The 19,989-nt window shown below is 55.5% G+C and carries 19 protein-coding genes; 11 read left to right on the top strand and 8 right to left on the bottom strand.

Features of this window, described 5'->3' with window-relative positions; translation table 11 throughout:
• Nucleotides 1–31: 31 nt before the first annotated feature.
• From BUQ90_RS07590 to BUQ90_RS07570, 5 genes are all read left to right on the top strand, one after another.
• Nucleotides 32–802 (top strand): GntR family transcriptional regulator, encoded by a 771-nt coding sequence (locus tag BUQ90_RS07590; RefSeq protein ID WP_074204420.1) that lies wholly within the window; start codon nt 32–34, stop codon nt 800–802.
• 156 nt (nt 803–958) lie between these two features.
• Complete coding sequence (locus BUQ90_RS07585) at nt 959–2,332, top strand: aminomethyltransferase family protein (protein ID WP_074204969.1); 1,374 nt, start codon at nt 959–961, stop codon at nt 2,330–2,332.
• Between the two features lie 10 nt (nt 2,333–2,342).
• A complete protein-coding gene (locus BUQ90_RS07580) occupies nt 2,343–3,209 on the top strand; it encodes a methylenetetrahydrofolate reductase (protein ID WP_074204419.1) in 867 nt (288 codons plus the stop codon).
• Between the two features lie 12 nt (nt 3,210–3,221).
• Nucleotides 3,222–4,079, top strand: a complete 858-nt coding sequence (purU, locus tag BUQ90_RS07575) for a formyltetrahydrofolate deformylase (RefSeq protein ID WP_074204418.1) — start codon at nt 3,222–3,224, stop codon at nt 4,077–4,079.
• A 112-nt stretch (nt 4,080–4,191) separates the two neighbouring features.
• A complete protein-coding gene (locus tag BUQ90_RS07570) occupies nt 4,192–6,462 on the top strand; it encodes a TonB-dependent receptor (protein ID WP_159437058.1) in 2,271 nt (756 codons plus the stop codon).
• Between the two features lie 67 nt (nt 6,463–6,529).
• Here the strand turns inward: BUQ90_RS07570 and BUQ90_RS07565 are convergent, their stop codons facing one another.
• Both BUQ90_RS07565 and BUQ90_RS07560 read right to left on the bottom strand, forming a co-directional pair.
• A complete protein-coding gene (locus BUQ90_RS07565; protein ID WP_074204416.1) occupies nt 6,530–7,390 on the bottom strand; it encodes an alpha/beta hydrolase in 861 nt (286 codons plus the stop codon).
• A 1-nt stretch (nt 7,391) separates the two neighbouring features.
• On the bottom strand, nt 7,392–8,084 hold the full coding sequence (locus tag BUQ90_RS07560; protein ID WP_074204415.1) for a cysteine hydrolase family protein: 693 nt from the start codon (nt 8,082–8,084) through the stop codon (nt 7,392–7,394).
• Nucleotides 8,085–8,211: 127 nt separating this feature from the next.
• Here BUQ90_RS07560 and BUQ90_RS07555 point away from each other — a divergent pair, with 127 nt between their 5' ends.
• Nucleotides 8,212–8,691, top strand: a complete 480-nt coding sequence (locus BUQ90_RS07555) for a RidA family protein (protein ID WP_074204414.1) — start codon at nt 8,212–8,214, stop codon at nt 8,689–8,691.
• On the top strand, nt 8,684–9,700 hold the full coding sequence (locus BUQ90_RS07550; protein WP_084192550.1) for an ester cyclase: 1,017 nt from the start codon (nt 8,684–8,686) through the stop codon (nt 9,698–9,700). Before BUQ90_RS07555 ends, BUQ90_RS07550 begins: the two co-directional genes overlap by 8 nt.
• On the opposite strand, the gene BUQ90_RS07545 is transcribed toward BUQ90_RS07550, so the two are convergent.
• Nucleotides 9,697–11,304, bottom strand: a complete 1,608-nt coding sequence (locus BUQ90_RS07545; protein ID WP_074204412.1) for a sodium:solute symporter family transporter — start codon at nt 11,302–11,304, stop codon at nt 9,697–9,699. The genes BUQ90_RS07550 and BUQ90_RS07545 overlap by 4 nt on opposite strands.
• A 119-nt stretch (nt 11,305–11,423) precedes the next feature.
• Between BUQ90_RS07545 and hisD the strand changes: the two genes are divergently transcribed.
• Genes hisD through BUQ90_RS07525 form a run of 4 tightly spaced genes read left to right on the top strand, consistent with a single transcriptional unit; the run spans nt 11,424 to nt 15,519 of the window.
• Nucleotides 11,424–12,752: a histidinol dehydrogenase gene (gene hisD, locus BUQ90_RS07540; protein ID WP_074204411.1), complete on the top strand. Its 1,329-nt coding sequence runs from the start codon at nt 11,424–11,426 to the stop codon at nt 12,750–12,752.
• Nucleotide 12,753: 1 nt separating this feature from the next.
• A complete protein-coding gene (locus BUQ90_RS07535) occupies nt 12,754–13,518 on the top strand; it encodes an SDR family NAD(P)-dependent oxidoreductase (protein ID WP_074204410.1) in 765 nt (254 codons plus the stop codon).
• Nucleotides 13,519–13,522: 4 nt separating this feature from the next.
• A complete protein-coding gene (locus BUQ90_RS17570) occupies nt 13,523–14,452 on the top strand; it encodes a cupin domain-containing protein (RefSeq protein ID WP_143182757.1) in 930 nt (309 codons plus the stop codon).
• Entirely contained in the window at nt 14,449–15,519 is a 1,071-nt protein-coding gene (locus tag BUQ90_RS07525; protein WP_074204408.1) for an ester cyclase, read from the top strand. Before BUQ90_RS17570 ends, BUQ90_RS07525 begins: the two co-directional genes overlap by 4 nt.
• Here BUQ90_RS07525 and BUQ90_RS07520 read toward each other — a convergent pair.
• From BUQ90_RS07520 to BUQ90_RS07500, 5 genes are read right to left on the bottom strand one after another with little or no spacing between them, the layout of a single operon-like run.
• Nucleotides 15,516–16,271, bottom strand: a complete 756-nt coding sequence (locus BUQ90_RS07520; RefSeq protein WP_074204407.1) for an HpcH/HpaI aldolase family protein — start codon at nt 16,269–16,271, stop codon at nt 15,516–15,518. The genes BUQ90_RS07525 and BUQ90_RS07520 overlap by 4 nt on opposite strands.
• Nucleotides 16,268–17,419 carry a cobalamin-independent methionine synthase II family protein gene (locus tag BUQ90_RS07515; RefSeq protein ID WP_074204406.1) on the bottom strand — a complete coding sequence of 384 codons (1,152 nt, stop codon included), beginning with the start codon at nt 17,417–17,419 and terminating at the stop codon, nt 16,268–16,270. Before BUQ90_RS07515 ends, BUQ90_RS07520 begins: the two co-directional genes overlap by 4 nt.
• 14 nt (nt 17,420–17,433) lie before the next feature.
• Complete coding sequence (locus tag BUQ90_RS07510; RefSeq protein WP_074204405.1) at nt 17,434–18,141, bottom strand: alpha/beta fold hydrolase; 708 nt, start codon at nt 18,139–18,141, stop codon at nt 17,434–17,436.
• 4 nt (nt 18,142–18,145) lie between these two features.
• A complete protein-coding gene (locus tag BUQ90_RS07505; RefSeq protein WP_074204404.1) occupies nt 18,146–19,171 on the bottom strand; it encodes an amidohydrolase family protein in 1,026 nt (341 codons plus the stop codon).
• Nucleotides 19,162–19,962 (bottom strand): NAD(P)-dependent oxidoreductase, encoded by an 801-nt coding sequence (locus tag BUQ90_RS07500; protein WP_084192549.1) that lies wholly within the window; start codon nt 19,960–19,962, stop codon nt 19,162–19,164. The genes BUQ90_RS07505 and BUQ90_RS07500 overlap by 10 nt, the downstream gene beginning before the upstream one ends.
• Between the last annotated feature and the right edge of the window lie 27 nt (nt 19,963–19,989).

Here is a 19,989-nt window from a genome sequence, read left to right as displayed (position 1 = left end):
ACAATACAAGTTGCTATGCTATGGGCCTCGGATGGGGAATACAAAAACAGCTGATATCACCGATGACGAGATCCTGGGCGGTGCAACCGAAGGCCTGCCACGCTACCTCGTAATCAAAAATCACCTGCTGGACCAGATACGGTCCGGCCAGTTGTCTACCGGTGACAAGGCGGAATCGGAGAATGCGCTCGCCAAACGCTTTGACGTCTCGCGATTGACCGTCCAGCGCGCCGTACGCGAACTGGTTACTGAGGGGCGGTTGACCCGTGTGCAAGGGTCTGGGACTTTTGTTGCGCCCAAACCCAAAGGTTTTTCACTGTTTGAGGTGCAGGACCTGGCTAGGGAAATCGAACTCCAGGGCGGTGAGCCGCATACCGATGTGCTGATTCAGCGCCAGCTTGTTCCGGAAAAGAAGGTCTGTGATCTGCTGGAACTTGATGACGGGGAACCAGTGTTTGAGGCCGTCTTGCTCCAACGAAATGGCGATACGCCAATCGCGATAGAAGACCGATATGCACGCTGTGATGTGTTTCCCAATTTTCTGGAAAAGGATTTCAGCCAGGAAAGTCTCTACGACTATTTTTCCCGGCGCACCGAGCTCGGCCAGCTGGAAACCACTCTCAGCGCGATCATGCCCTATCCGCTGACCTGTCAGAGACTGGGCTTGGGGAGCGGTGACCCATGCCTGCATCTTGAACGGCGGAATCGCGTTGATGGGCGAGTTGTTACGTTGTCCAGATTTACCTTCGCCGGTTCACGATTCAACCTCACCAGCAGCTACAACGCCGCCGCACAGTTTTAACTCTCTTTCACCCAGCAGCCTGCCACATGGCTGGCTGACAGAAAATTCTTGCGTCCTGATAAAGTTGTATTTACAACTTCCTCCACTGAAATTTTTGAACTCGACCTGATCCGTGACTTCGCGTTCGGAGCAGGCATGGATGAGGGAACAGGAAAAATGGCTCAATCGCTTGAAGACAAGCTGAAAAATTATGACAGTCCGGTGGACATGCTGCGCAACGCAGAAGGCGGACCCTACCAGTTTCCGATCAAGAGCGAATTTTCCAACTGGCGGGACGAGCAGGAAGCCTTTCGCAAGACGGCCGTGCTGTTTGATCAGTCCTATCACATGACCGATCATTACATGGAAGGACCGGACGTCAAACGTCTGCTCACCGACCTGGGAGCCAACAGTTTCAAGACGTTCGGCAAGGACAAGGCTAAGCAGATCGTCGTTTGCAATGAAGACGGTTACATGATCGGCAATTCCATTCTGTTCGGACTAGAGGACGAGAAGATCAACATCGTCAACCGGCCCAATGCCGGGAACTGGGTCCAGTTTCATGCCGAAACCAAAGGCTATGATGTCGTTGTCCACAAGGACGAACGCAGTCTGGACAGCGACCAGCCTCGCAAAGGCTATCGCTTCGAGGTGCAGGGGCCCAATGCCTGGGCGATCCTGGAGCAACTCAATGGCGGGCCGATCACCGGATTCAAATTTTTCGGGATGGGCGAAATCAACATTGCCGGCCGCAAGGTGCGCGCCTTGCGTCACGGCATGGCGGGCGCACCCGGCCTTGAGCTTTTCGGTCCCTATGGCGATTATGACCTGATCCGCAACGCGATCATCGAAGCCGGAAAAGATCACGGCATGTTGCTTGCCGGATCCAAAACCTATTCGACTGTGGCGCATGAGTCGGGCTGGGTGCCGTCCGAGTTGCCCGCTATTTACTCTGGTGAATCGATGAAGGAATACCGCGAATGGCTTCCTGCCAACGGGTTCGAAGCGAACAGCTCGCTCGGTGGAAGCATGGTCTCGGACAATGTCGAGGATTATTATTTGACACCCTTTGATCTGGGCTATTCGCACATCGTCAAGTTTGACCATGATTTCATCGGTCGCAAGGCGCTCGAAGAAATGAAAGACAGCCGCGATCACAAGCGCAAGATGACCCTGATCTGGGAGCCCGAAGACGTGGTCCGGGTTTTCTCCTCGCTGTTCAATGAGGGGGATCGCTACAAGTTCATGGACATGCCGGCATCGCATTATGCGACCTATCCCTATGATGCGGTCATGCACGGCGGCCGGCAGGTCGGCATCAGCTGCTATCCTGTTTACTCATCGAATTTCCGGCGCTGGATTTCCCTGTGCCTGCTGGATCCGGAAGTCGCCGAGGCCGGCAAAGAGTTGTATGTGCTGTGGGGAGAACCCGACGGTGGTAGCGCCAAGCCTGTAGTCGAACGACATGTGCAGACAGAAATCCGTGCAACTGTAACCGATTGTCCCATCTCGACCGAAGCGCGCGTAACCTACAAGAAATGGGCTGCCTGAGGTGACTGCCATGGGCAGTCCCGTTGCGAGCGAGGCCGTTCGGGACCTGCTCGAGGGCTATTCTGCAGAGGTTACAACACCGGATCGCCGGTCACTCGATACCGCGGCAAAAATGATGCCGGCGAATGCTCCAGTCTATGTCGCATCCCTGCCCAGAGATACACCGGAATCGCAACTGGATGTTGCGCGCATGCTCAAGGAACTCGGGCTCCAGCCGGTACCACATATTGTCGCGCGAAATATCCCGGATCGGCGGTCGTTTGAGAAAATTATCTACGATCTGTCCCGCTATGCAGGCGTTGATCGGGCGCTGATACTGGGCGGCGATCGTGACCGGCCGGTGGGCGACTATCATTCGAGCCTGCAGCTGCTGAAAAGCGGCATACTGGAAGATCATGGAATCAAAAGAGTAGCCGTGGGTTGTTATCCGGAGGGCCATCCCGCAATTGCGGATGACATCCTTGAAACAGCGCTATTCGAGAAAATCGATACGGCCAGCAGAGGGGGCATTGACCTCCGCCTTATCACCCAGCTGTGTTTTGATGCGGACGCCATTTGCGGTTATCTCGCGGCACTGCGATCGAAAGGCGTCACGTCCAAAATCCGGGTCGGAATCGCCGGACCGGCCAAGACTCCAACCCTGCTCAAATATGCGGCGATCTGCGGAGTTGGCCCTTCATTGAAGGCACTCAAAAAGCAGAGGAAAATTACGCGCGGTCTCCTCAAAACACAGACACCGGCGACACTGCTCAGGAATATCGCTGAGCAGAATCGCAGGAATGCCCTCCTTGATATCACGGGCGTTCATTTCTTCACCTTCGCATCGCTGAGCGGCACCATTGACTGGGCCGAAAAGCAATTGGGCAGAGGAAGCTGAAGAGCGCACGATATGGGAGAACAGTCCGGAATCCTGAAATTTTCCTGCTATGACCAGCCCGGAATTGTGGCCGCCGTCTCCGGGTTTCTATTCAATACCGAAGCCAATATCCTGTCAGCCCAGCAATTCCGCGATCCCGAGACCAACCGGTTTTTCATGCGGGTGGAGTATTCCGAGCCAGATTCCGCAGGCCCCAAAGCAACAGAACAGCAGTTTCAGGATCTTGCGGACAAATATCATATGGACTGGAGCATCAGCGCCAAAGGCCAGCCAAAAAAGGTTCTGATGTTTGTATCAAAATTCGATCACTGTCTGGGTGACCTGCTATACCGGATGCGGATCGGAGAATTGCAGATGGATGTGGTTGGCATCATCTCCAATCATCCCCAATCAAGTCTCAACCTGACCACGGTCGGGGATATTCCGTTTCACCATCTGCCGGTCACACCGGAAACGAAACCACAGCAGGAAGCCCGGATTTGGGAGATATTTGAACACACCGGCGCAGAACTGGCTGTGCTTGCGCGCTACATGCAGATCCTGTCGGATGATCTTGCGGGCCGACTGGCGGGTCGCTGCGTCAATATCCACCACAGCTTCCTGCCCGGCTTCAAAGGTGCCAGGCCTTATCATCAGGCCCATCGACGAGGCGTCAAAATGATCGGTGCGACCGCTCATTTCGTCACTTCGGACCTCGATGAAGGTCCGATTATCACCCAGGATGTCGAACATGTTTCACACAGTGACTCGCCGGAAGACCTGGTCAGAAAAGGCCGGGGGATCGAACAACGCGTCCTGTCTCGAGCTGTCACTTACCTGCTTGATGATCGCGTGATCTTGAATGGCAGCAAGACGGTTGTCTTTACATGATAGTTGCTGATTGGCCACAGTTTGGGCCCAGAATGCAAAGTTGTATTGCCAACATTGCTTATAGCTTGTAACAAATATGCAAATTTGGGTCCAATTGGGAAAGGGATGGATAATGATGACAGGAAACTTCTCGAAACGGGTGTTAATGGCAACGACCGGACTGGCACTGGCCACCGGTTTTAGCGGGGTGGCGCAGGCACAGACCGAGGAGTCGGCTGAAGATGGCAATGTCATCATTGTTACGGCCCAGAAGCGTGAAGAAAATGTGCAGGAAGTTCCGATTTCCATCACGGCGATCGGCGGTGACGAGCTTGTTTCAAAAGGTATCAGCGATGTAACCAAGCTCGATGCAGCCGTGCCCGGGTTGAGTATCAGTAAGTCCGGCTCAGATGCCCGGCCATCCGTGCGTGGTGTGCGAACCGTCGAAGTCGACCTGTTCAATGATCCGACAATCGGATTCTTTGTGGATGGCGTATACAAGGCTCGCACCAGTCAGGCCTTGGCCGCATTTGTGGATCTTGAACGCGTGGAAGTGCTTCGGGGCCCACAGGGCACTCTCTATGGCCGAAACACCTATGGTGGCAGTATTGGCGCGATTTCCAAAAAGCCACAGTTTGATTTTGGCGCAGAAGGCAATGTGACCTATGGCAATTTCAATGACCTGCGGCTCGAAGGTATTGTAAATGTTCCCGTAGGCGACAATACGGCGTTTCGCGTCGTCGGCGTCTATCAGGAGAGCGATGGTTATGTGAACGTTCTGCCGTCAAGAGATCCGGCGGCAAACACCGCGCAAGACTTTAACGACAACGACCAGATATATGTCCGGGGCAGTTTCCGTCATGATTTTGATGTCGGCGAGATAATCGTGCGCGTCAGCCATTGGGATCAGGAAGGCTTCGGCGCCGGTGGTTTCGGGTATACAACTGTCGGGACGCTTCAGGACGCTGCCGGAAATCTCGATGTTGGCGGCACTTTGAACCGGACCAACCCGCGGACACGCTCGTTCCCGGGGCCTTCGGATGTTGATCCTTACAACGTCTATCGGAACACCGACCTGGACCGTGACATAGAAGAAACCACGGCGAATATGGAAGTTAATCTGGAGCTTGGTGGTGTAATTCTCAGGTCAATTTCGGCCTGGTCGGATTTTCAGGCTGTGCGAATTGGCGACGAGGATTTCAGCGACTCCGCACAAGGTTCGATACTGACCCTCGACACGGATTCCGAAACAATTAGTCAGGAATTCCAGTTGGTTTCCGACCATGGTGGTCCATTCACCTGGGTTGTTGGGGGATATTATTTTAGTGAAAATGGCTCGGAGGATTTCATTTTTCTCAACGAAGTCAGTGGCGGTGCGTTCACCTTCCTGCAGGAAGTGGATACGGACAGCTATGCGGTATTCGCCCAGGGCGACTACGCTTTTGGTGAGCAGTTCAAAATTACGGTGGGCGGACGTTACACTGTTGATGACAAGCGTTTCCGTTTCCGGACACCGACCAGCCAGGCGACTCCCGACTCAGATTCCTCTGACTCTTTTGACAAGTTCACGTGGAAAGTTGGTGCGGAATTCACTCCCACTCCGGACAACCTGATCTATGCCAGCGTATCGACTGGCTTCCGTTCCGGCGGTGCCAACAACCAATTTGCCCCAACGCCAAACTATGGACCGCAAACCATCACAGCTTATGAAATCGGTTCCAAGAATACTTTTGCAAATGGACAAGGGGTCGCAAACATTTCGTTTTTCTACAACGACATGAACGACATTCTGTCAAACACGTTTGTTCAAGTTGGTCCATCACTGGTCGTCGCACGCAGCAATGGCGGGTCATCCAGAGCCTATGGTGCCGAACTGGAACTGGCCTATGATTTCGACAATGGGTTCAAGGTCGATGCCAACTTCTCTTACCTGAATGCGAAATTTCAGACATTCACGGCGAGTGCTCCCAGCGGTTATGGCTTGTTCACCGGCTTTGACGTTGTGCCCGGAACAACGAATCTTCTTGATCTGTCGGGTAATGAAGTACCGATTTCACCAACATTTACAGGATCAATCGGAGCAAGCTACGAGTTTGATCTGGGTGGTTCGGGCACTCTAACGCCTGCTGTGCAGTTCTTCTTCTCGGACAGCTATTTCGTGAATGAATTCAACTATGACGCCGGCATTCAGGGACGAGACGTTGGCAAGCAGGGCAGCTATACCAAGACAGATGCCTCGCTCACTTGGATGGATGCCAGCGAACGGTTCATGCTGCAGGCCTTTGTACGCAATCTGGAAGATGAGGCTGTCTTGAACGCTGGTGTGATCGGGGGACAAGGCGCGATATTCCAGAACTATGCACCTCCTCGTACCTACGGAGTTCGCGCCGGCTTCAAGTTCTGATCGCAATCATCGTTCGTCACGATGGAAAAAGCCGGAGGGTTCTCCCCCTCCGGCTTTTCGCCATCTGCTACATATCTATCAAAATCTCGGCCAGCGCCTGCGGTGCTGTGATCATAGCATCATGACCAGTTGAAAGTTCCAGAAACCGCCATCCAAACTCGGATTTGGCTCGCATTGATCCAGCGACAATCGCCGGCTGTTGCAGCAGCGGATCGGTACATCGTATATATGATTTAGGGATTCGTTCTGTCGTTTGATCTGCCAGCGAAATTGGGTCCAGGCAGGTCTTCAAAGGGTGAGGAGTAAGATGATCCTGAACCCAATCGTAGCCAGGATGATCTTTCGGGATTCCAAATGCTGACGGTGGAAGTGGCGGTAGCGCAACACCATCGGTCGCCAAACTTCGAAAAGCGGCTTCGCGTTGGGCAACAAGATGTTGTGACAGCTTCTGCCCAGCAGTAATAAATGACTGACCATCTTCAGGGATCACAGCATCCAGATACACCAGGTGCCGAATCCGATCGCTGAACCGATGCGCCAGAGCGGTGATGATCATCCCGCCGAAACTGTGTCCAACGAGAGTGAAATCCTGCAACTTCTCCCGTTCTATAAGTGCTGCAATATCATCTATCTGGTCCTGAAGCCCGAGCGTGCTGCTCAGAGCATCTGACTTGTCGGCCAATCCCAAAAGGGACGGAGAATATAGCCGGCGGAAGGGCTGTTTCTTGAGGATCTCCTCTGCCACAAACTTCCAGCACCAGCCCCCATGCCAGGCTCCGGCAATGAACAGCAGAGGAGAATCGGATGGCCTCCCGCCGTCTGAATTCCGCGCTCCGGGAGCAGTTTGACATCCATTCAGCAGAAGCCCCAAACCCAGACCCGTCATGCCGATTGAAAACTGGCGTCTATTCATGGCCTTGCCGCGCATTTCAGGGCTGGTTGCCTACCTCCACACCCTTGCTCAGCAGTTCCAGCGTCCCCTGCACGTTACGAACGTCTCCAAAGCTCTGGAAGACAGTAGTCAGACCGGCCATATGATCTTCTTCAAACCTGGCAGCATTACAGTCCGAAACCATGATCACACGATAATCCAGCATCATCGCGTCTCGTGCCGAGGTCTCGCAACAGAAATTGGTCACCGTACCCCCGATCAGCAGATTTTCTATCCCGCGCGCCTGTAACTGTTCGTGCAGATCGCCGTGGCCCGGAACAAACGCGCTGTGGCGGGTCTTGACCGATCGGATGTCACCTTCCTGGACGTCCAGTTCTTCACACAGTTCAAAGCCCCAGTCCCCTGGGGTGAGGCTGCTGCGATGAGCTTCTGCACCCTGGGGTGTGAAGAAATATTTATGGTACAATTCTGCTACGGAGCTGCCGTCGGTCTCACCCGCCTGCAACTGGACCCAGGCCACATGACCACCCATTTCGCGCATTTTTTGCGCCAGCAGGTTGATGTTGGGCATGATGGCGATGGCACTGTCGGCCTTGACCTTGCCTTTGACAAAGGCGTTTTGCATGTCGGTCACCATGAACGCGGTCACCTTCGGATCAAACGCATCAAATACATGTTTGCGGCCCCGCTTTTTCATTACCCGGTCAACAACATAATGCGGCATTTCCATCGTTTGCTCCTCTCTCTGCTATACCTGTCCAAAGACTATGAAGGCATGGCAAGGCTTGTCAATAAGTTGTATTGTCAAGTTTGCAAAATTTGGGCAAAAGACGCGCTGAACGGATTCGGAGACAAAAATGACCGAGAGGGTCGAAACAAAGCTGACTGAGCTGGGCTTGTCCCTGCCAGCCCCGCTTGTCTTGCCGAGTCCGAACAGGATCGCGGCAAAACTGGTTGGAACTACGCTATATATATCTGGTCATGGCTCAGACCTTTTGGACGATGACAGCGTGAAGCGGCATGGACGGGTTCCGGATCGGGTGAGCGCTGAAGAAGCCTATGAAACCACCAGGGCACTGGCCCTGAAAATGCTGGCGACGGCCAAATGGGCAATTGGCGATCTCGACCGGATTGCCGAGATTATCAACCTCAAGGGCTATGTTTACTCCCATCCGGATTTTGATGCGATGAACGCTGTCATAAACGGCGCATCTGACCTCCTGTTCGAAGTCTTCGGTGATCCTGCCGGGGTCCATACCCGGTCAACCATCGGTGTTACGGCTTTGGTCAAAAACCAGTCGGTCGAGATTGATGCGGTAATGCGCCTCCATGAATGAGCATTTTTCGAACATGCCCGGTCAGGACTCCGACCAGGACCGTATGGAGTGGCTGCGCCGCTCAAGATTTGAGGCCGGTCTGATTCTGGACAGCAGCAGGACAAACTTGCACCACCTGGACCATGTCTGGCACGGCCCACAGCCGGTAAATGATGTCAACGGCAGAGATGCCTTGACCGAAACTGTGCTGCAACCGCTGTCAGCCAGTCTGGAACATGTCGAAGAACGGCTCGACATATTGATTGCCGGATCTTTCAAGGGGTCTGACTGGACAGCCTGTTGCGGCCACTATGCCGGACTCTGGACCGGGCCGCTTTTCGGCGTTCCCGCAACAGGCCGCCCGGCCTGGCTGCGTTTCGGACGGTTTGAGAGATGGGACGGCGACAGAATCAAGGAAACCTGGGAGATTTTCGACCTCCCGGGAATGATGATGCAAGCGGATATCTGGCCGCTCGGACCGGGTCTTGGCCGGCCACTGGTTTCGCCAGGTCCCGCAACCCGCAATGGAATTGTTCTGGAATCAGGCAGCGCTGAAGAGGCGCATCGGACACTCACCTTGACCGAGGAGATGATCGACGCGCTGCTTGCCTATGACGGACAGGATTTTGAATCGATGCGGATGCCGGACTATTGGGCTCCGCATATGGCCTGGTATGGCCCGGCCGGTATCGGCACCATGCGCGGTTATGAAGACTATCGACGCGGGCACGGCAAACCGTTTCTGGGCGCGTTTCCTGACCGGCAGGGTGCGCTGCACAAATGCCGGATTGCCGAGCGAACCTATTGCGCTTCTACCGGCTGGCCCAGCGTTCAGGCGACGCATAGCGGTGACACATTTCTGGGGATCCCGGCCACCGGCAATCGTGTCGGCATGCGGGTGATGGACTTCTGGCGGCGGGATGGCGATTTGCTCAGCGAAAACTGGGTCTATATAGACATGATCGACCTGCTTGCCCAGATGAATGTCGATATTTTCGGACTAATGCGGGAACCGATTGGCGGTTCCTAGACGATCGCTTCGAGCAACAACAGGACCGCTATGCTTGCTGCGAAGAATAACAGCAAAAGCCAACTGACCCTGTCCACCATTCCCGGCAACCGGTACCAGCCATCCTGCGCGATCGCCTCGCCGCTTGCAGCAAATTTCTGCCGCTGGCCGACCACGGAATAGGGCGACCAGTCCTTCTGGCGGCCAGTCCAGATCAGACTGGCAATGATCGATACCAATATGTTCGTCCCACCGCCTATTGCACAATACCAGGGCCACGCAATGTCGGTATAGCTGGCCACATACCAGACCATGACAAAGCCAACGGCAACGCCCACAAGCAGACCTTTTTCGGTCGTATGTTTCGAAAAGAAGCCCAAGGCATACATGCCCAGCTTCGCTCCCACGAAGAAACTGCCGATCTTGCTCAGCACTTCCAGGATCGAGCCTTCGGTATTGGAATACATGATCGCCGGGATGATCACCACAACCGCCCAGAAAATCGTCAACCAGCGTGACATTTTCAAATAGTGCCCCTGCCCTTCGGGTACATCGGAGAACTTCTTGTAGAAATCCACGATAGAGACCGTGGCTAGCGAGTTGAAGGCTGAACTGAGGGTCGACATGGATGCAGCGAGGACAGCCGCTGTCAATATTCCCATCAGGCCGGGGATGCTGGCTTCGGTAGCGAATGACAGGATGATTTCATTATCGTTTTCAAAAGGCTTGCCGCCATAATAGGCGTAGCAAAGCACACCGACGAAAAAGAACAGGAAGTAGATCGGAAAAGCGGCGAAACCCATCAGCAGATAGGCCTTTTTGGCACCACCGATCGTCTTCGCTCCCAGAGTCCGCTGGACCATCATCTGATTAGCACCATAGACCGTTATGTGAAACAAGGTCATGGCTATTACGCCAGACCAGATTGTGGTGGGCCTGGTGATATCCGGGTCGGTGACGACGGCGCTCAGCTTGCCTTCAGCCTTCAGGCCCGCGAGCGCTTCGGCTAGCGGCACCGGCAGATTGTTGATCAGCGTGAACATGATGACCATCGCTCCGACGAACAGAACCACGGCCTGAAACACATCGGTCCAGATCACCGCCAGCATCCCGCCCATGGCCGTGTAAATCAGAGCGATAATCGTTATGATGATGATCGCCCAGACCACGTCGATCCCGGTAACGAATTGCAGGACTATGGCCGTGGCATAGAGTATCGCTGCGGTTGTCAGCGCCTGCGAAATCAGGAAGATCAGTGACATGACAGAGCGCGAGGTCGGGCCGAACCGTCGTTCCTGATATTCATAGATCGACGCCACTCCGCTATTGTAGAAAAACGGCAGGAACAGAGTGATAACGGCAAATATCACCAGCGGATAATTGAGGTGAATAGCCAGCGCAGACAGGCCATCGCTATAGGCCCAGGCAGGGCCACCAAGAAAGGACAGCGCGCTGACATAGGTCGCAATGACCGAGATTCCGATGGCCCACCATGGTGTCTCCCGGCTGCCCAGATAATAGTCCTTTGCGGACTGGACCTTGCGGCCGAGAAAATAGCCCAGAGCAAGGTTGGCGACCAGAAACGAAACAACAATCGTCCAGTTCAGCACCCCGAAGCTATGCATCACCCTCTCCCCGAAACGTTCAACTTGTACTAACTTGTATTTACAACTTTGCAAGGCTGTAATAAGTGATGCGACGAACAGGCTGTATATGCCAGCCGCAAACAACGCAGGAGCAAACAATGGCCACCTGGCTCAAAAGGGCAGTTACCGCAGAGGTGAGAGCGGATGCGGATCGCAAGGTTCGGGATATTGTCGAGGGCATTTTGAACGATATCGAGTCGCGCGGTGATGAAGCAGTACGAGAACTGTCTGTCAAATTTGATGGTTGGGATCGCAGCGATTACCGGCTCAGCGATGACGAGATCAACCAGTGCATCGAGAGCCTCGACAAGCAGGCGATCCATGATATCGAATTTGCCCAGAAACAGGTGCGAGGCTTTGCCGAGAAGCAGCGGAAAGCTCTTCAGGACATCGAAGTGGAAACGACGCCTGGTGTGATTCTCGGGCACAGGAACATCCCGGTCAACGCGGCTGGCTGCTATGTTCCGGGAGGCAAATATCCGCTGCTCGCCAGTGCCCATATGTCCGTCATCACCGCAAAAGTCGCGGGCGTGCCGCGGGTTATCACCTGTGCGCCACCCTTTGAAGGCAGGCCCGCGCCGGCGATTGTCGCCGCACAAGCCATGGCAGGCGCTGACGCGATCTATGCCCTGGGCGGGGTTCAGGCCGTGGGTGCAATGGCTATCGGCACGGAGAGTATTGATCCGGTAGATATGCTGGTAGGACCGGGTAACGCCTTTGTCGCGGAAGCCAAGCGGCAACTGTTCGGACGTGTCGGCATCGATCTGTTCGCAGGCCCAACTGAAACCATGGTGATTGCGGACGAAACAGTCGATGGCGAAATCTGCGCCACCGATTTGCTGGGCCAGGCCGAACATGGCCCCGACAGTCCGGCGATCATGATCACCGACAGCGAGAAGCTGGCCCGTGATACCATGGCGGAGGTCGAGCGCCTGCTCGACATCCTGCCGACACGGGAGATCGCCCGGCAGGCCTGGGACAATTTTGGCGAGGTCATCCTTTGCGCCGATCATGCCGAGATGCTGGAAGTGGCCAATGACTATGCCAATGAACATGTCCAGGTGATGACCGGTGACGATGACTATTTCCTCGACAACATGACCAATTACGGCGCGCTGTTCATTGGCCCGCGGACCAACGTAGCCTATGGGGACAAAGTGATCGGCACCAATCATACCCTGCCGACCAAAAAGGCCGCGCGCTATACAGGCGGTCTCTGGGTGGGCAAGTTCCTGAAAACATGCACCTATCAGAAGGTGCTGAGCGATGAGGCGACGACAATGATGGGCGAGTATTGCAGCCGGCTCTGCGCGCTGGAGGGCTTTGCCGGTCATGGCGAGCAGGCCAATATTCGGGTGCGACGCTACGGAGGGCGCAATGTGCCCTATGCCGGTGCCGCCACGCCGCGCGAACCCGTGGAAGGCTGAAATGGCGCTACCGGAAACCCCCTCGCTACGCCTTGATGGAAAACGGGCTGTTATCACCGGTGCCGGTCGCGGGATCGGCAAGGCGATGGCCACAGCCCTGGCCGCAGCTGGCGCAGCGGTCACGCTGATTGCCCGAACCGAAGCCGAGATTGCCGCGCTAGACAGTGAACTGAAAGGAGCCGGATATCTGGCTGATCATGCGGTGCTGGATGTCACGAACATGTCCGGTGTGTCCGCCTTTTTCGACGAGTGCGATGCCTTTCACATTCTGGTCAACAATGCCGGCACCAACCGGCCCAAACCCATGCAGGATGTGTCGGAGGAAGATTATGATGCGGTCCTCGATCTCAATGTGAAGTCAGCCTTTTTCGTGGCTCAGGCCTGTGTGAAAAAGATGCTCGAACAGCAGCAAAACGGTTCGCTCATTCATATCGGATCACAAATGGGGCATGTCGGCGGGCCCAATCGCTCGCTCTATTGCGCTTCAAAATGGGCGCTGGAGGGGATGAACAAGGCGTTTGCGCTGGATCTGGCAAAGCATGGGATCCGCTCCAACACCATCGCCCCCACCTTTATCGAAACCGAGCTCACCAGACCGTTTTTCGAGGACGAAGCTTTCATGGCCAGCGTACTCGAGAAGATCAAACTGGGCCGCATCGGAAAACCGGAAGATTTGATGGGCGCCGTGCTGTTTCTGGCCAGTGATGCGTCCGCGATGATGACAGGCAGCTCCATGGTCATTGACGGTGGCTGGACAGCGGAGTGATGCGATGACTAACTGGACAACGCAGCGCATGGAGGCGGAACGGGTGGTCCGCTACGCGGATCTGATCCCTTGCCTCAACGCCTTCATCGACACGCGCAATCCCGGCAGCGAGGCGAAGGAGAATTTCACCATTATCGGTCCCGGCGTTTCGGAAAATCCGGATCAGCATGTACATATCGCCGAGCCGCATGGTTTCAACATCGGCGGTGCGCGCCAGCCGCCGGGATGCATCAATTCGCAGCACAGCCATGACACCGCAGAGGTGTTTGTCGTGCACAGCGGAAACTGGCGTTTCACGCTAGGTGAGGAAGGCCGGGACGCGCATGTTGATTGTGCACCCGGCGATGTCATTTCCCTGCCCACTGGAATGTTTCGCGGATTCACCTGCTTGCCACGGCATGAGGGGGATACAGATCCGGCCTATCTTTTTGCCGTACTGGGCGGTGATGACCCGGGACGGGTTTTGTGGGCACCCTATGTATTCGACATGGCCGAAAAATTCGGTCTGGTTCTGATGGAAGACGGGTCTCTGGTTGACACCGTAAAGGGACAGGCCGTGCCCGAAGGTGCAAGGCCTATGCCCCGGACAACCGCAGAACAGATAGCAGCTTTGCATGTGCCGACCAGTGAGGAAGCAAAAGCGCTGGTTTACCGTCATGCCGAAGGTCCGGGAGACATCATTGCCAATGGCGGGACTTTCAAGCGGGAACATGGCTTTGGCCTCCGGCGACATGATCTGGAACGAAATACCGATCGCGATTGCGAGGCGCAGGATCACGCGCATGTCTGGTTCGTGCATCAGGGCAAGGCCCGGATGGAGTGGGATCAGGGCGGCCTGTCGCTCGACGCGGGCGATGTAATTACCGTTCCTCCAGGCCTAAGCTGCCGGTTTGTCGCAGATCAGAACACAACCCTGTTTCAGGTCTGGCGATGACAGAAAAATTGCCGGTCACGATAGTCGCCACCAGCAGCGAACAGGACCTTCTCAACCCGCAACCCGGGCGGCGGATGGACATGCCGGGCTTTGACGAGGAATTTGTCGACTTCCCCGATTATATCGTCCGCATCACCGACCGTATCTGGCATCAGCGCCAGGTCGGGCTTTGCCTAGACTATTATGCGCCGGACTGCACCATTCATACCCTCGCCGGTGATATAACGGGAGCACAAACCGTGGTGGACAATACCCATGCGACACTGGCGGCTTTTCCGGATCGGCGGCTCGATCCGGATAATGTCATCTGGTCGGATGAAGGCGGAGGCAGCTTCTATTCCTCCCATCTGATCACAAGTCCCATGACCAACGAGGGAGACACCGAATTCGGACCCGCAACCGGGCGGAAGGTCGAGGTGCTGACCATTGCCGATTGCCTGTGCCGGGAAAACCGCATTGTCGAAGAATGGCTTGTCCGGGACAATGGCGGTCTGGTGCTGCAGTTGGGTTTTGACCTGGATGAAGTGGCGGAACAGCAGGCGCGGGAGCTTCCATCGCTTCTGGACTGGCACAAGTCAGCGCATGGTGAACTCCTCGCCAAAACGATTCCGGAACCGGATTTTCCGGAGGTTCCGGAACGTGACCCCCACGAATTTGCAGAAGCGGTATTTGGGGGACTCTGGTCGAAAATATCCTTGCAACTGGCTGCAAATATTTATGATTTTCGCGCCGCTGGTGATTTTCCCGGCAATCGGCACTTATCCCGACCTGGCCAGATCACCGATTTTCGCGGACAGATTCATGCGGCCATTCCTGATGCCCAAGTGCAAATCGAGCATGTCGCTGACATAGCTTATTTGGGTGAAGCGCGAGACATGGCAATACGCTGGTCATTGGCAGGTACCCACAAGGGCGATGGCATCTATGGTCCGGCAAGCGAAGCGCCCGTGTTCATCATGGGCATTACCCACTGGCGGGTCATCAACGGCCAGATACACAGGGAATGGACCGTGTGGGACGACCTGGCCGTCCGCCGCCAGATCGCCGAATACCGCCTGCAAACCTAGAGCAGGCCGCGCACCTTTTCCGTCAGTGCGCGCGCGCCCGACAGCATGAAAGCATGATCCGATCCCAGCAGGAACAGGCTGGCACCCTGTCCGCGATAGGTTGGGATATCATCCAGCGACGGGGTGAACAGTCCGACAGGCTTGCCCGCCTCCTTTGCCGACTTCAGGATATGGGCCACCGCATCCTGCACCCGGGCATCGCGATAGTTGTCGCAATCCAGCGCAACGGTGAGGTCCATCATGCCGATGAACAGAGCATCCAGTCCTTCGGTGGCCGCGATAGCGTCCATGTCGTCCAGCGCTTCCCTGTCTTCGATCTGCGCGATCAGCACGGTCTGGTCAGCGGCGGTGGAAAGAATGTCCTGCATGTCTTTCGCGCCATAGCCTGCTGCACGCGAAGACCCTGCATAACCTCGGCCGCCCGGACCATAGTGACCATGTCGAACGGCATCCGATGCTTCCCGGCCGGATCGAATATGCGGCAGTAAAAGTCCCGTGGCACCGCAATCCAGGGCATTCAATATCTGGTCGGCCGAACTGTGCTGCGGCCGGACAACCAATGGCAAGCCAGCTGCGCGAGCTGCCAAGGCACATTGATCGATCTGGCTGCGGTCAAAAGGCGCATGTTCGGCATCCAGACACAGGCAGTCCAGATCCGCCCGGGCAAGCACTTCCACCAGCATTGCTGACGGCGTTTTGAGGAAGCTGCCCAGAACCGGATCACCAGCTGCGATTTTTGCTTTCAGGTTCACGCGGCCACCCTGACACCGCCCTTGCTGGCCAGTTCCGCACCATCTGCCAGTGTTTTCAGTTTCAGCCAGACGATATCCGGGTCCACCGCCCCAAATCCGGCAAAGGTCGAAAATCCGCAATCGGTGCCGGCAATCACTCGTTCGGCGCCAAACAGATTGACAAAGCGGCTGATCCGCTCGGCAACTGCTTTCGGGTGTTCCACAAAATTGGTGGTGCTGTCGATCACACCAGGAATCAGGATTTTGTTATCGGGGATCTGGTCCGCCATCTCGGCAAAGGTCGCCCAGTCATGCGCATGGCGCGGATTGGCAGTCTCGAACAACAGCGCCGCCGGTTTCGCCTTCATCAGCGTCGGCAGGATCACTCCCATCTCGACGTCACAATGATGCGGTCCTTCATAATTGCCCCAGCAGACGTGCATGCGCACTTTTTCCGCCGGCACGTTGCGCAGTGCATGGTTGAGCATGTCGACATGGCGGCCGATCCGCTGGAGATACTCTTCATCGCTGCGATCCTTGTACATCATGTGCCGCCCAAGCCCGAGGTCGGGGCTGTCAAGTTGCAGAAACAGGCCATCGCTCACAATGGCCTCATATTCCGCGCGCATCGCTTCCGCCAAAGCTTCCAGATAGGCATCGTCATCGGCATAGTACTCATTGGGCTGGAACAGGGCAATCACGCCGGGCGATGCCGCGTTCATAAAGACGCCTTGCGGCTTGTGCACCTCAATGGCTGACTGAAACCGCCGCAGATCATCTTCAAGCGGCTCCATGGACTTGACCCTGATCTCACCAACACATTTGGGCCTCCGATAAGTCGGTGTACCACCCGATTTTGCCTGTCGCTCGAGAAAACCGGGAAACTGCTCCAGATCGGCCGGAGGGCGACGTTCGCTGTCGCCATCGAAACCGGTAATCCGATCCTTGATATAGGTGGCATAGCTGATCTTCGACATCTCGCCGTCAGATACGATCGAAATACCCGCTTCCACCTGCTTGCGAACGGTTTCTTCCACAGCCTCTCCAATGACATCGCTGAATCTGCCAAGATCAACCGCCTCCCCTTTTTCAACGGCAAAAACCAGATCGGTGACCGCTTTCGAGCGGGGCAAGGAACCCACGTGTGTCGTCTTGATTTCAGTTCCCACGAAATTTCCTCTCTTTAAAACTGCTTCAGATAATCCATTAGAATGCGACGAAAGACAGCGGGTTGCTCCAGCGGGAGCATATGACCGCTGTCCGGTACGATGTGCAGCTGGACGTTGGGCAATGCCTGAGCAATTTTCCGGTGCCATTCCGGCGGACAAAGGGCATCTTCCTCACCGCATCCGACGAGGGACGGAATCTGGATGTCCTGCAAGATGCCCCAATTGTCGTTCCGGGTTCGAAGAGCTTCGCTCTGGCTGATGAAGGCATCCTCACCCAGTGCCAGTGCCATGCTCAAAAGATGATCCTTCATCGGACCATTTTCACGATTGACTGATGCCAGATAACTGGGTTTCAGCTCATCGCGAACGATGCTCGCCAGTGCGCCGTGTCGCACACGTTCCTGTTGCCCTGGACGGGCCGCTGCCCGGTCCGGCAAATCTGCACCCGGATTTGTATCGAGCAGCACTAGACCCGCCAGGCGATCCGGAAACAACCGGGCGAATTCAAGAGCTATGATCCCGCCCATGGAAAAGCCTATCAGGACCACCGGGCTGGGTATTTCATCTGCCATGCGCCGGGCCATAGCTGCGATACTGTCATCCGAGGTCACATCAGCATCGACCAGTTTCCAGCGATCCGCGCGCAAATCTGCCCGGACGGCATCCCATAACGTCGCATCGCACATGTTGCCGGGGATCAGAACAATTGCAGGACGGACCATATGATCAACGCCCTTCGCTTTTCAACTGTGCATCCAGCCGGGGAAAAACCTTCCGAGCATTGGCTTCGAAAATGGCGTGGCGGTCTTCCTCACTAATTTCCAGTGCATCAATATAACGTTTTGTATCATCGAAATAGTGTCCGGTTTCCGGATCAATTCCGCGCACAGCCCCGACCATTTCCGAGGCAAAAAGGATATTCTCTACATCGATAACTTCCGCCAGAAGATTAATACCGGGCTGGTGATAGACACAGGTATCAAAAAACACGTTATTCATAACATGGCCATCCAGCGATGGTTTCTTCAACATGTCCGCCAGTCCCCGATAGCGCCCCCAATGATAAGGAACCGCGCCACCACCGTGGGGAACAATGAATTTCAAAGTGGGAAAATCTGCAAACAGATCGCCCTGGATCAGCTGCATGAATGCGATGGTGTCAGCTGCGATATAAAAGGCACCTGTGGCGTGCATCGCCGGATTGCAGCTGCCCGATACGTGGATCATCGCCGGAACGTCCAGTTCACACAATTTCTCGTAGATCGGATACCAGTATCGGTCGGTCAGCGGCGGATGCCTGAAGTGCCCGCCGCCAGGATCGGGATTAAGGTTGCAACTGACGAAATCCATCTCGGTCACACAGCGCTCCAGCTCCGCGACGCTAGCACTGAGGTCACTCTCCGGCGATTGCGGCAACATGCATCCACCATAGAAAATCCCGGGAAACAATCGGGTCACGCGGTGGATCAGGTTGTTGCAATGCTCGGACCATGTGCGGCTGACATCCTGGTCGCCGACATGGTGCGCCATGGCAGATGCTCGTGGAGAAAAGACGGTCAGGTCGGCACCACGTTCCCTCAGCAACTTCAATTGATTGGCTTCGATAGACTCTCGAATTTCGTCATCGGAGATTGCCGGATAGGCAGGTAGTTCGGCGCCGCCGTCAAACGCCTTTTTTTGCGCTTCACGCCATTCGCTATGCGCCGCTGGCGCGGTGGTGTAGTGGCCGTGGCAGTCGATGATCAGGGGCATTTTCGTTCCCCACTTTCTGCCATTTCGCGCTGCCGGACAATTGTCCCCCGCGTCATCAGCGGCTCGACTTGTAAAGCTTCCAGCGTTTTGGCAACCTCTTCCATTTCGGCCGCCCGGCGCCAGCCGTGAGTCATCATTCTCTCCAGATTATAGGCCACTCTGTCTTGCCAGTCCCCTCCCAGAGACCCTACTACCTCTTCCTCGACGCCAGCATTGCGGGCGGCGTGCATCATTTCTGCGGTCAGCGCCTCCTGGCCCTTGATCAGAACAGAACGGATCATCTTGATGGTCGAAGCCCGTCCGATCTCTTCTCCGACCAGCTTGCAATTTGAGAACCCGGTAGCAGATAGCTGTTTCAGACCCTCGGAAGCATCCGGTCCCGAGAGCAGAAGCGGCACAGTCGCTTTTTTCGGTTCGACCGGCGACATGATTGCTACGTCCACATAACGCCCGCCAGAACCCACGATAATGTCAGCAGCTTGTTTTTTTGTTCCCGGTGCGACGCTGTTCATGTCGAAAAAGAATGCATTTTGCGCAATGTGCCTTGCAGCTTCAGTCGCGGCAGCAAGAGCCTGATCTGCCGTAACGAGCGAAAGAACGGTATCCGCGCCATCAAGCGTGGTCCGGTAGTCCTGTGCTCCGGTGACGCCGAATTTTGCAAAAGCATTCTGGTATGACGGCTCTTCCGCCCGAAGGTCACTAGCCCGAATTGTTTGTCCAGACCCGATAATAGCCGGCGCAAAGGCCCTCGCGGCCTCGCCAAAACCGATTATGGAAAGTTGTAAAGACATCTTGCCTTTTCCTGCCTTATCGGCGCA

The sequence above is a fragment of the Parasphingorhabdus marina DSM 22363 genome (genome assembly GCF_900128895.1).
Taxonomy (GTDB): Bacteria; Pseudomonadota; Alphaproteobacteria; order Sphingomonadales; family Sphingomonadaceae; genus Parasphingorhabdus; species Parasphingorhabdus marina.
Note: the sequence above shows the minus strand (reverse complement) of the source record. Positions and strands in the feature narration are given on the sequence as shown.

Excerpts from the sequence above, each read along its gene's own strand:
- hisD (WP_074204411.1), top strand. The coding sequence starts at position 11,424 with ATGGCCACCTGGCTCAAAAGGGCAGTTACCGCAGAGGTGAGAGCGGAT.
- BUQ90_RS07590 (WP_074204420.1), top strand. The coding sequence starts at position 32 with ATGGGGAATACAAAAACAGCTGATATCACCGATGACGAGATCCTGGGC.
- BUQ90_RS07535 (WP_074204410.1), top strand. The coding sequence starts at position 12,754 with ATGGCGCTACCGGAAACCCCCTCGCTACGCCTTGATGGAAAACGGGCT.
- BUQ90_RS07585 (WP_074204969.1), top strand. The coding sequence starts at position 959 with ATGGCTCAATCGCTTGAAGACAAGCTGAAAAATTATGACAGTCCGGTG.
- BUQ90_RS07580 (WP_074204419.1), top strand. The coding sequence starts at position 2,343 with ATGGGCAGTCCCGTTGCGAGCGAGGCCGTTCGGGACCTGCTCGAGGGC.
- BUQ90_RS07500 (WP_084192549.1), bottom strand. The coding sequence starts at position 19,962 with ATGTCTTTACAACTTTCCATAATCGGTTTTGGCGAGGCCGCGAGGGCC.
- BUQ90_RS07545 (WP_074204412.1), bottom strand. The coding sequence starts at position 11,304 with ATGCATAGCTTCGGGGTGCTGAACTGGACGATTGTTGTTTCGTTTCTG.
- BUQ90_RS07525 (WP_074204408.1), top strand. The coding sequence starts at position 14,449 with ATGACAGAAAAATTGCCGGTCACGATAGTCGCCACCAGCAGCGAACAG.
- BUQ90_RS07570 (WP_159437058.1), top strand. The coding sequence starts at position 4,192 with ATGATGACAGGAAACTTCTCGAAACGGGTGTTAATGGCAACGACCGGA.
- BUQ90_RS07560 (WP_074204415.1), bottom strand. The coding sequence starts at position 8,084 with ATGGAAATGCCGCATTATGTTGTTGACCGGGTAATGAAAAAGCGGGGC.
- BUQ90_RS17570 (WP_143182757.1), top strand. The coding sequence starts at position 13,523 with ATGACTAACTGGACAACGCAGCGCATGGAGGCGGAACGGGTGGTCCGC.
- BUQ90_RS07510 (WP_074204405.1), bottom strand. The coding sequence starts at position 18,141 with ATGGTCCGTCCTGCAATTGTTCTGATCCCCGGCAACATGTGCGATGCG.
- BUQ90_RS07555 (WP_074204414.1), top strand. The coding sequence starts at position 8,212 with ATGACCGAGAGGGTCGAAACAAAGCTGACTGAGCTGGGCTTGTCCCTG.
- BUQ90_RS07565 (WP_074204416.1), bottom strand. The coding sequence starts at position 7,390 with ATGCGCGGCAAGGCCATGAATAGACGCCAGTTTTCAATCGGCATGACG.
- BUQ90_RS07550 (WP_084192550.1), top strand. The coding sequence starts at position 8,684 with ATGAATGAGCATTTTTCGAACATGCCCGGTCAGGACTCCGACCAGGAC.
- purU (WP_074204418.1), top strand. The coding sequence starts at position 3,222 with ATGGGAGAACAGTCCGGAATCCTGAAATTTTCCTGCTATGACCAGCCC.
- BUQ90_RS07505 (WP_074204404.1), bottom strand. The coding sequence starts at position 19,171 with ATGCCCCTGATCATCGACTGCCACGGCCACTACACCACCGCGCCAGCG.